The following is an 11,053-nucleotide window of genomic DNA, read 5'->3' as shown; positions in this document are numbered from 1 at the left end:
AACAACACGACGAAGGATAAAGTGGAGTTCTATGATTTTAATGCCAAACTCGTAGCTGGAAATAAACAATATGATATAAAAGATGATACGCTCAAATATCCGGAAAACCAATCGGAAATTCTCCCGGGGGTCAAGACGCAAGGCATGCTCGTTTACCCGAAACTGGACCAAACCTCCGGCACCTTAAAACTGAACATGGAAGTGTCATCAGAAAACTATGATCTTGAGTTTCATCCGTTCCAGTTCGAGATAAAGTATTAAAACAGGATTGACCAAAAGGTTCTTAGGTACAAAGGAATGCGTTAGTGTAGATCCGTTTGTCTCTATTGCCGATTGTAACAACTGCCGTGGCTAGTTATCCGGCACACTTCTAAAAGAACCGGGCTAAGATTTTTACAGCGGTAACGGCAAACACCGAATCTCACTTAATGCATTCCTTTGTTTTCTCTTTTTTAATTAAAATTAAATAGGAAAAATTATTTTTTCAAAAAGGGTGGGACTTTAAATGAGAGGTAAAGTTGTGTTTGGTAATAAAATCCTTAGCGAGATTAAGAGGGTGCGGCAAGGATAGTACTGTTGCCCCCTCTTTTTTTATCTATAGAATATCATTGATACGGGCAAAATTCCCTTTTTAGCTGTTTCTCAGAAAGACTTAAATATGCGGGAAGGAAAATAAATAGGGAACATACATTCTATAACGATAACAATTATGTTAGAATAATAGTCGTACAGTTACATACGCAGGGAGGGCGGCGGCACCCGATAACCGTTTCTTGTTTGTGCAATGTCACAACGAGAAAGGGGGTGTTGCCGATGACAGTCTTTGAATCGTTAACGTTGATGATCGCGTTCGCTACTTTGATTGTCATTATTATAAGAAAAAACTAACCCTCCCTGCCGGCTAAGTAGGTGAAGGGTTACTTTTGCCATACAGCCGCCGCGCTTCTTGCGGAGTTAGCTGTACCGAGCATCGGTGTGCCATCATCGATGCTCTTTTTATCTTACATCTGCTTTTATTATAATATTCCATCTGACGTGAATCAAATATCTATATTTTGTGGTGTTAGGGGTGCAGGGAGGATACTTTCTCCATGTTGTGGGAAAAGCATGAGCGATATAGGGACTAGAAATAGAAAATCTAAAGAAAGTTCTTGAGAGACAAAAGGATATAATATACGGCGATTACAGGGTTTAACTGGTCATGGCTTTCTGATTTGAAAAGGAGAGAAAAGGATGTCTAAATTTTTCTTACTATTTTGATATTTTATGTTAATATAAAAGTAGAAGTCATTTTTTGAAAATTGGAGAATCAGAGGTGATCACCTTTGAGGAACGTCTTCATTCGAATCCTTATAGGACTTACCTTGATGGCTTTGATTTGTTCAGGATGTACAACCAAGCAACAGGTCGGAAAAGCTAAAAAGGAACCGCCACAAAGCATCCACACTGAAAAACCAAAAAAGGATGGCACCGTGATCTCGATGAAAAAAATAAAACCGCCTGCAGGTACTTCCTCTATCGACGCCTACAGATTGATGTATTGGAGTGATGGACTTAAGGTTGAAGCTTATGTGGCAACGCCTAAGGGACCAGGGACCTTTTCTCTAGCTGTTTATTGTCATGGTGGATGGACTATTCCAACGGAAGTGAGCCATCTTAAACAAATGTCTGGAGAAGGTGGGCTAGTTAAGTTTGATTCATCATTACTTAATGGTGCTTATAATAATTTAGTCACCATCGCCCCCTTATATCGAGGTTATGGTAATAGTGATGGTAAGGTTGAAGGCATTTATGAAAATACAAGGGATACAGAAAACGCCATAAAAGCCGTTATGAATTACTTTAATAGTAAAAAGGAGACACGCCACGTCCAAGACTTTCTTTACTTAGAAGGTTGGTCGATGGGGGGAGCCGTTTGCATGAGAGTGGTTGCCGAAAGGGAACACGTAAAATCAGTAATCGCCATTAGCCCATTTGTTGGGTGGAACTTGTTTAACACTTGGGAACAAGAAAATAAGTACAATGTTAATTGGTTTAGTTTCTATTATTCTAGTATAAAAGCATACGGTCAGTTTGACCCCAATAACGAAACATTTAAAAGACAATCGGTTCCATATGAGAAAATCAAAGCACCAACCCTTTTAATTCATGGTACTTCGGATCAAACAGTTCCTTGGCAGGCAACTCAATTTCTTTATACAAAAATGATAGCAAACCATCAGGACGTAACACTTAAACTAATAGAGGGAGGTAACCACGGATTAACAAATAAATGGGATGAACTAGGGGATATAATATATAAATAGTATTCAAAACATTTATAATTTTTCATCTCTTTTTGCCGTTTTCCTTGTAGATTCGTAAAAGCCAAGTAAGTATCCTTATTGCGATGGATCGATGCGGAAACCTCACTAGTAAGATATATCTTTATAGAAATATTTTTTTGGGATACTTGGTGATGGTTAATTCTGAATGCTAATACTGTCAATTTTTACATGGCGAATAGGTAGTATTAAAAACTTAGAAAATGATTCTTTTAGTAAGACATCAAATTTTTGATCTTTTATATCCGTCACAAAGTATTCTAGTTGGCCATTATTTGCTTGTACACCCGATGTACGACTACAATGAGCATTTTTAGGTAAGTTCCCTAAAAATTGATATGTCCTGTCATTTAGAGAAATTTCTTTCATTTTCTCCATGTCTTTTTTCTCAATAATTTGATTGAGCTGATGATCGAGTTTAAGACTATCAAAAAAAGTTGTCTCATTATACATTAGAAAACCTATGATGATCAACAATAAGAGTAAAAATGATGGAAAAAATATCTTTCCTTTCATATCTATCCCTTCTCATAAATGTTAATGAAACATTATAACGGGCTATTTCATACATTGAAATAGATGTAATTAACCCAAAGCTTACGTTTATTTTTATCATAGTTTATTTTTTGCTAAGATCACTAATCCTATGCTAAAAGTCAAAACACCAATGAGCATGAACGAATGAATAAACCCATTTAATATTGGGATGTATTCCGCGGTCAAATTCGTTCCTTGGTATAAAAGATTAACAACAATACGGGCAAAAGGCGTGCTTATAAGTAAAATCATGCAACCTGTCGCAAAACATGCGTTTGATTGGTTATTCTTAAACACCCTCCAATGATTTTCCCATATCTATTAATAAAATAAATATTCTATAAAATATATTATCATAAAGTTCCTATACATGTGAAATTTTCCAACAAAGTATTGTTGGGTGTTCCGTAAGAATCATTTTGTCACGTCTGAATAACATCCATAGGAAAAGGCTCATTTAAAAAATGTTTAATGGGTTAAATGACAATTCGTATAAAAAATGAAAGGCGTAAATATTCGATGGGCTTGAGCTCTTTTAGCAAGAAATGCAGACTAATTGCGAAGATATTATTAAAGACTCTTCCCCGGGAAATACTTTTTGATATGAAAGAGGAGAACTTTTAAAAATCTGCGACCAAAAATCTCGCAAACGGCCGAAAAACCCCAGTTTAACTGCGAATAAAAACAGGCGTATGCCTGGTTTTTTCTTATAAAAGTGTCGCCTAACATCCTCTGGTTGTTGCGATGCAATAGTTTTCGTTATAATAGTAGAAAATCTAAGGCTAATCGCCAGAAGGGGTATCATCATGGCCATCGTTTATAAAAATTTCCGAGGAGATCTTTATTATCTGCATAGCAGGAAAACGAAAAAAGGCAATACCACATATCACTTTTCAAAAAAGGACAGCGGCAGTCTTGTCGATGAGATGCCAAGTGGATATGAAATCTACGAATCACCAAATGGTAAAGTATATTTGCGAAAGCCTTTAAAGAAACTGATCCATGATGAGGAAATTAAGATCATCGAGGAAGGTATGAAAAAATATTGTCCCATCAAGGATTTTAAGTTGGAGATAAAAAAAGACGTGGTTTCCATTTACACAGTGGAAAATGATCTGTCTTTCATAAAAGAGATCTTACCTATTCGGATGGACCTTGACAGATATAAAAATTATGAAACGGTCATGCGCTTCCGATTAGTGGATAAAGAGAATCGGACTTTTTCCGTCGAGCGGTTCTGCTTTTTGGGGTCTATTGATGATTGGATAGAAATAGACGAATCAGAGGACTTGCGCAGACTTGTCAAGGAGTATGTCCGTCACATTGGTCAGGAAAGTTTGTATGATTTGTTCTAGAGGGCTGTGCTGGCCTTTAGCTTTTCCTGACATCCATATTAAGGCTTTTCGGGCAGTGATTTTGCTTTTTTACCCAACCTCGCGACGTATTCTTGGTCTGTTTCAATTTCATGGATGGGGATGGGAGGTGGCCAATTGAGGCGGCTTTTCTATTTTTTCGTGGTCGTGTTTTTCGTTTTTGCTTCGAAGCCGTTATGGATCGGGGCGGTTCAAGAGTCGCTGCCATCTGTCTTGGATGACCTTCGTTCCACCGTCGATTTGGTAAAGGAACAAGCCAAAAATTTTTCGAGCGATCTTTCAAACCAACCTAATCAGGAAGACAATAAAAATTATAAAGCGCCTGATTTAAAAGCGCCTCACGATCAATTGTTTTCCATTTATAATATAGAGTTAGGCGAGTCAAAAGCCGAAGTTGAGCGGATAATAGGAAAACCAAAACGGATTTCCATGAGCGAGTACGGCGTCAACTGGGAGACGTATCATGATCACTACCATAATTTTTTCATGATCGCTTACGATAAAAATAACAAAGTCAGCGGGATGTTCACGAATCAAAATTTAATCAGCTCTTCGATCGGGATAAAATGGGGCAGTCCGAAGGCATTGGTCAAAGAGAAGCTGGGGACGCCTGAAACCTATATCAGAAAGGGTTTCGTTCGTTATCAAATCAACAGCAAAGGGGAATACGACGTGTTTCGCCACGGCGAGAGTGTCATCACGGTTTTTTATGATATTCATGATGGCAATAAGGTCACAGCCCTTCAGGTCATCGATGATCAATTGGAAGAAAACAACCCCACTTTTTATGCCAAACCTAGCGCAGCCCTTGAAAAAGGGTTCGAATATCAGTTGTTTGACTTAACCAATGCCTCGCGCGTCAATCACGGACTCTCTGTTTTAAAATGGGATGAGCGCGTAGCGGAAACCGCTCGTAAACATAGCGTGGATATGGCTCAGCATCACTATTTTAGTCATGAGAATTTACAAAACCAAACGCCGTTTGATCGGATGAAGCATGACGGTATAGCTTTTACGGTCGCCGGTGAAAATATTGCCTATGGCCAATTCAGCAGCATCTTCGCCCACGAAGGCTTAATGAATTCCTTGGGCCATAGAGAAAACATCCTGCGAAAAGAATTCAGGTACTTAGGGATTGGCGTGGCGTTTAATGATGAATCGCAGCCATTTTATACAGAGGACTTTTATAATAATTAAGAGAAGCAAGGCTTTCGTTTCAGTGCGGGAACGAGAGCTTTTCTACAAAAAATAAACAGAATACCCTCTAATCATTGTGATTCTAGTTGCTCTATATGCGTATTTTTACATAGAATCATTTTTTGCCGTTCGGCAGGATTTGTTGCACTTCTTTGGAGGCTTTATAATGGCTATTTTAAATGTTGTTTTTGGGTTTTTTATGAATATTTCGTATACAACTTATTTATTTTCCCATTTCTTATCAAAAAAATAATGTAAAGCCAACCCTACGATTAAAGACCCAACGCCACAATAAATAGCAATTACAAAATTTTTGCCAACGAAAAAAACGACGAGGAATAAAAAAATACTACTTACAAAAGGTGTAATTAACCTCATGTCATCACCCCTTTTTCATTTATGATAACACACACAAACACTTTCTAATAATGAGAAAAATTAGTATAATATTCCTATAAGGGTTTTCTGAATTTTGTATCTAATATTAAATAGGGAAGTTAAAGAACCTCATTTTGGAAGATAGCGGTGTAAAAATGTCAGTTGAGAATTTAGATATGCAGGACATCGCCATAACTACTATACTTTAAGAACTTATTTTATGGGCGGGTTTTGAACATTTTGCTAGGTTTTGGCGTTGAACCTACTTTTGATCCATTGATGACGAATGGCTTTATAATAATATTTCCGTCAATTGGAATGAGGTGATAAACGCAATGAATGAGTTTCTTTTTACCTTTTTCTGGTGCTTGCTTTGTATCTCTGTCATAGGATATTTGGGACAAAGGTTGATCGTTAACAAAAAATGGTTTGACAAGAAGACCATCATTGTCATCCTTGTACAAAGTCTAGTAATCGCCACGCTATTTACTCTTTTCTAAAATGTATCTGAGTTCGATGTCTGTTTTTAGCATCTGAGGGGGGGAAGATGATACATATTATAAAAGCAGATTCAAGACACGTTGCTGGCATTTCCAAAGTATGTCGCGAGGGGTATTGGGCGACTTATACTGGAATTCGAAGTGAAGCATATGTTAAGTGAGCAAAAAAGGCAACAAAGACCGGGTGGCGGCGGTTTCGGGCACGGCGCCGCCTTGATGATGGCTGGTCAAAAAGCGAAGAATTTTAAAGGCACGTTGTGGCGGCTTCTTGCTTATTTAAAACCGTTGCGACTGCAACTTTCCGCCGTCCTTTTAGCCTCGATATTGAGCACCATTTTTACGATCGTTGGACCGAAATTAACAGGTAATGCGATCACGAAAATATTTGAAGGTAGCTTTGCCAAGCTGAAGGGCATACCTGGCGCCGCCATCGATTTTCACGGCATTGGCGAAATTTTACTCTTGATCGCCGGATTATATGTGCTCAGCAGTTTGTTCACCTACATTCAGCAGTACCTCATGGCGACGGTCGCACAAAAAACGGTGTACGCCCTGCGGCAAGAGGTCAATGAAAAGCTGAAAAAACTGCCCTTCAAATACTACGACGGCCATCCGCACGGGGAGACGTTGAGCCGCGTCACCAATGATATTGATTTGATCGGCACGACTCTCCAACAAAGCGTGTCCCAGTTCATTACGTCATTTGTGACCATTGTCGGGATCATCATCATGATGTTGACGATCAGCCCGCTGTTGACGGTGATTGCCATTGCTAGCTTGTCGATGTCAGTCTTTTTCATGCGTCCCATTTTAAAAAGGTCGCAAAAACATTTTGCCAACCAACAGCGCACGCTCGGTGAGCTCAACGGCCATATCGAAGAAACGTATACGGGACATCAGATCGTCAAAGCCTTTGGGCGTGAGAAAAAGACCATCGAGCGATTCGACGAGGTCAATGAAAAATTGTATCATGCCGGGCGTATAGCCCAATTTATTTCAGGTATCATCATGCCGTTGATGTTTTTCGTTTCGAATTTCGGATACGTCATGATTTGCGTTTTCGGCGGCATTTTAGTGACACAGCGCGCGATATCGATCGGCGACATTCATGCCTTCATTTCCTATTCTCGGCAGTTCTCGCAACCGGTCACCCAGACCGCCAATATCGCAAACATCATCCAAGCGACGATTGCAGCGGCAGAACGGGTTTTTGAATTGCTCGATGAAGAAGAAGAAGTGGCAGAAACTGCAACGTCCGCATTGTCGCGTGCAAAAGGTGCCGTGACGTTTGACCATGTTGCATTTGGCTACGGAGACGAGCCGCTTATTGAAGAAATGAACATCGATGTTAAGCCTGGGCAAACCGTGGCCATTGTCGGGCCAACCGGCGCAGGTAAGACAACGTTGATCAATCTGTTGATGCGGTTTTACGATGTCCGAAGCGGGAGCATTAAAATCGATGGCATTGACATCCGCGAATTGTCCAGGGAAAATCTCCGTGCCACATTCGGCATGGTGCTGCAGGATACGTGGCTTTTTAAAGGCACGATCAAAGAGAATATCGCGTATGGAAAAGACGGAGCGACGGATGCTGAGATTTTTGCGGCGGCAAAAGCGGCCTGTGCGGACCATTTTATCCGGACGCTGCCGGACGGTTACGATACCGTCATCAATGAGGAGGCGTCCAATATTTCTCAAGGGCAAAAGCAACTTTTGACCATTGCCCGGGCCATCCTCGCCGACCCGCCGATTATGATTTTGGATGAAGCGACTTCCAACGTCGATACCCGGACGGAGCTTTTGATCCAGCAAGGGATGAATCGTTTGATGGAAGGGCGCACGAGTTTTGTCATTGCTCACCGATTGTCGACGATCCGCAACGCCGACCTCATTTTGGTCATGGATCAAGGGAAGGTTGTTGAAAAAGGAACCCATCACGAGCTTCTTGTAGCGAACGGGTTTTATGCCGACCTTTATAACAGCCAGTTCCTGAATAAAACGGCGGTCTGACGTAACAGGACGAGGATGGCGAATGCGGAAATCGCTCGCCGCAGCTCGAGTAAAGTCTTTGTGGGTGGTGGTTGACCAATCCTAGAAGATCCGGAAATTCTTACAACCTAAAAGAAAACAGCCCTCTGCATAGAGGGCTGTTTTTATTCTTACTAAGGCTCTCCCTTCGCTTAGAAAGCTTGGTAGGGCCAAGTTTTCTTGGGCTGAGGGCGTACACGATGCCGAGTTTTGGTAATGCTTGAGCGCTTTTTTTCAAAATCTGGATGCAGCGCGATGCAAAAATGCGCTTTCGGATTTTGGGCAACATTTTGGCGCTTGGACTCATTGAAATCGTCGGGCAGAACCGCTGTGGGCAAGAGAACACTGGCCATTTTTCTTAGAATATGAATGTTGTGCAACGTTTCACATACTAAGGAATCTTGAAAATGAAACGGCATACCGAATCAGTTTTTTCGAAAGAAGAAAATGAACTAATAATGCGAGAAATAGAAGAGGATGGCAAGAAGAATAATGATGAACCAGAAAAAAGGGCTTGCGACAATATGCAAAATCGCACCGATTAAATGAAATAACACCATGCAGGCGACATAAATAAATAAAACCGCAAGAAGAAAGTACCACACAAAAAACACTCCGCTTAGCTGTAAGTATCGTTCTTACAGTATATGCTGGCAGAGTGTTTTTGATAAACAAGCTTTTACTTATGGTTAAAAATCCGCTGTTGTTTAATCTTAAAAAACGTCGTGTTTAACCCGCGATAGAAATTATCTTTATGGATGACGACCAACCGATAGCCGTTGGATCTGGCATAATTTCTGAGATTCTGGATTTTGCTTTTTTCCAAAGGATCATCGCGATGTTCGGTGCAATAAATCATCATCTGTTGATTGGGTAAAACGATATCGACGGCATGGTGATCCATTTCCACGTCGACTTTATACGGGATGCCTTTCATTTTAAAGGTATCAATTAAATAACGTTTATATGCTGGCATGGTTGGTGTCATGATCGGGGGAAATGGAATAATTTCAGCTTTCTTTGTTGTAAATGTCAGCATTCTGAATCCTTTCATCAACCATTTTCTAATGTTCATTACCATCCCAACCTTATCGTTCACGATGTAATGTATGTTTGAAAAGGATCGTTGATATAGTTCTTCCCCTAAATTAACCAATAGATAGTCACTTTAAACAGAAAACGCCACATTTTTATAAAAAATTTTTGTTCGCTCCGATATCCTTGTTTCAGTGGCGGAAATCCCGGCTACAATAGAATTTACCCTGGCATGAGAAGGCGTATATAAAGGACCCCCGCTCCAAGTTTTCGGAGAATGAAAAGCATAGAAAAATGAAAAACGATAAGAATAATGAAAAAAAAGCGGAATTTCGAGATGTATTCGCTTACATAAGCGAAAATGAGTCAAAACGACCCTTTTCAAAATTTAAAAGAGGTGTTAGTATTATCAGAAAATTTGAAAGGTGTGATGCAGATGGGTCAAACAAAGGAAAACCAAAGGTCTTGTCCCTATTGCGAAGGCAAAGGGTATTTTCAGTTGTTGTTGGGCGGCTCGGAAACATGCGGCAGTTGTTCAGGTACAGGCAAATCCTCTTCGCAATAACGTCGAGTTGGTTGACTCCTGGATTGATCCGAGAGTCAACCATTTTTTAATTGGTAAGAAAGTTTATCATTTTTAGGCTAACTTAAGGTCAATAGGAGATAGCCAAAAGGGTTGTTCTGGGCAGGAATGAGGACGACAATAAGAGTAAAGAAAGTTTTACCATTGCCAAAATACGTGTACTGGCATATGATTGACGAAGGCTCTGTCCGTTCCTAAAAAGGGCTTTGCCAACTCACTGTTTCGTGTGCGGAAATAATACACTTTTTCCGATTGCATATCAAAACGGCCGATCGAAAGGGTCAAAATGATAGGCTTTTGGGGAAAACGGCCTAAATTGCCGTCCAAAAAATACCAATTAAGCGGATTGCATATCATTTCAAGGCCGCTTGTGAACAGAAATGATATGCTTTTTCCGATTGCGTATTAAAACGGCTGATTGAAAAGGTCAAAATAATACGCTTTTGACGAAAACGGCCGACCTCCATTTGCTCGTTTCGAATTGAAAAATGGCTCCAAAAAGCCGTTAATTGCAAGCTGATCGATCAATCAATTGAGATTACGGTTGGCGAAAATGACGTTAGATAACACATATCGTGAAAAATATAATGGACTTTCACTTCTTCCATCGGTCTCGGTCATTTCTTAAAAAAACCGGGCGCATGACCGGTATTTCTTAATCGCCGGCTTTCAATCGTTTACCGCCTATTTTTTGAGTTTTACCGACGGATTTTCCGATTTTACCGCCAGTTTTTGTGAAATTATCGCAACTTTTTAAAGTTTATCGAATAATAGGAACAATTCGTAAAATTACGAAGTACAATCCCCAGCGGAACACCATAAAATTTACCGCCGGACTCGAACAAAACCTAAATGATCAAAACGATTTTATGACAAGTTTTCTTATGATTTTTTGGGAACCGCAATATAAAAAGATTCTATTCCCGCTATTGAAGCGAGGGCAACGGGAAAGTGAAAAATCATCAAAGATAAAAAGCTCCGAAATCAAAGATCGATCATCGGAGCTTTTTCATTAAAGTGGCGATTTATGTCATAGCCTCTTTTTAGAAAATCGCTCTCTTTTCAAGATAGAGTATGAAGCTCCGCCTTTGCCTCCAA

At 40.0% G+C, this 11,053-nt stretch carries 9 protein-coding genes and 1 pseudogene; 7 read left to right on the top strand and 3 right to left on the bottom strand.

Annotation, left to right across the window (positions count from 1 at the left end):
• The 3 genes and pseudogenes from H532_RS0115965 to H532_RS0115960 all read left to right on the top strand — a co-directional run.
• A pseudogene (locus H532_RS0115965) lies at positions 1 to 261 on the top strand (DUF4352 domain-containing protein); the annotation flags it as partial.
• A gap of 552 nt (positions 262 to 813) precedes the next feature.
• Entirely contained in the window at positions 814 to 888 is a 75-nt protein-coding gene (locus H532_RS21135; RefSeq protein WP_425426318.1) for a putative holin-like toxin, read from the top strand.
• Positions 889 to 1,367: 479 nt separating this feature from the next.
• Positions 1,368 to 2,306, top strand: coding sequence for an alpha/beta hydrolase family protein (locus H532_RS0115960; RefSeq protein WP_155995078.1), 939 nt, complete (start codon positions 1,368 to 1,370; stop codon positions 2,304 to 2,306).
• Positions 2,307 to 2,462: 156 nt separating this feature from the next.
• Here H532_RS0115960 and H532_RS0115955 read toward each other — a convergent pair whose 3' ends face one another.
• A complete protein-coding gene (locus tag H532_RS0115955; protein WP_027726296.1) occupies positions 2,463 to 2,840 on the bottom strand; it encodes a hypothetical protein in 378 nt (125 codons plus the stop codon).
• Positions 2,841 to 3,667: 827 nt separating this feature from the next.
• Here H532_RS0115955 and H532_RS0115945 point away from each other — a divergent pair.
• The 3 genes from H532_RS0115945 (at position 3,668) to H532_RS0115920 (ending at position 8,319) form a co-directional block, all read left to right on the top strand.
• Positions 3,668 to 4,216: a hypothetical protein gene (locus tag H532_RS0115945; protein WP_027726294.1), complete on the top strand. Its 549-nt coding sequence runs from the start codon at positions 3,668 to 3,670 to the stop codon at positions 4,214 to 4,216.
• A 135-nt stretch (positions 4,217 to 4,351) separates the two neighbouring features.
• Positions 4,352 to 5,431 (top strand): CAP domain-containing protein, encoded by a 1,080-nt coding sequence (locus H532_RS0115940; RefSeq protein WP_027726293.1) that lies wholly within the window; start codon positions 4,352 to 4,354, stop codon positions 5,429 to 5,431.
• Positions 5,432 to 6,459: 1,028 nt separating this feature from the next.
• Positions 6,460 to 8,319, top strand: coding sequence for an ABC transporter ATP-binding protein (locus H532_RS0115920; RefSeq protein WP_027726291.1), 1,860 nt, complete (start codon positions 6,460 to 6,462; stop codon positions 8,317 to 8,319).
• 470 nt (positions 8,320 to 8,789) lie between these two features.
• On the opposite strand, the gene H532_RS20460 is transcribed toward H532_RS0115920, so the two are convergent.
• Together H532_RS20460 and H532_RS0115910 are read right to left on the bottom strand one after the other, a co-directional pair.
• Entirely contained in the window at positions 8,790 to 8,942 is a 153-nt protein-coding gene (locus H532_RS20460) for a hypothetical protein (RefSeq protein WP_155995076.1), read from the bottom strand.
• A 74-nt stretch (positions 8,943 to 9,016) separates the two neighbouring features.
• The gene (locus H532_RS0115910) at positions 9,017 to 9,412 is read right to left on the bottom strand and encodes a hypothetical protein (RefSeq protein WP_027726290.1); all 396 of its coding nucleotides are present in this window, start codon (positions 9,410 to 9,412) and stop codon (positions 9,017 to 9,019) included.
• 396 nt (positions 9,413 to 9,808) lie between these two features.
• Here H532_RS0115910 and H532_RS20560 point away from each other — a divergent pair, with 396 nt between their 5' ends.
• The gene (locus H532_RS20560) at positions 9,809 to 9,937 is read left to right on the top strand and encodes a YuiA family protein (RefSeq protein WP_162142938.1); all 129 of its coding nucleotides are present in this window, start codon (positions 9,809 to 9,811) and stop codon (positions 9,935 to 9,937) included.
• Positions 9,938 to 11,053: the final 1,116 nt, after the last annotated feature.

This window comes from Tuberibacillus calidus DSM 17572 (assembly GCF_000430685.1).
GTDB lineage: Bacteria > Bacillota > Bacilli > Bacillales > Sporolactobacillaceae > Tuberibacillus > Tuberibacillus calidus.
Note: the sequence above shows the minus strand (reverse complement) of the source record. Positions and strands in the feature narration are given on the sequence as shown.

Bases quoted from the DNA above. Each gene is read 5' to 3' on its own strand.
- H532_RS0115960 (WP_155995078.1), top strand. From the start codon at position 1,368: ATGGCTTTGATTTGTTCAGGATGTACAACCAAGCAACAGGTCGGAAAA.
- H532_RS0115955 (WP_027726296.1), bottom strand. From the start codon at position 2,840: ATGAAAGGAAAGATATTTTTTCCATCATTTTTACTCTTATTGTTGATC.
- H532_RS0115945 (WP_027726294.1), top strand. From the start codon at position 3,668: ATGGCCATCGTTTATAAAAATTTCCGAGGAGATCTTTATTATCTGCAT.
- H532_RS0115920 (WP_027726291.1), top strand. From the start codon at position 6,460: ATGTTAAGTGAGCAAAAAAGGCAACAAAGACCGGGTGGCGGCGGTTTC.
- H532_RS0115910 (WP_027726290.1), bottom strand. From the start codon at position 9,412: ATGAACATTAGAAAATGGTTGATGAAAGGATTCAGAATGCTGACATTT.
- H532_RS20560 (WP_162142938.1), top strand. From the start codon at position 9,809: ATGGGTCAAACAAAGGAAAACCAAAGGTCTTGTCCCTATTGCGAAGGC.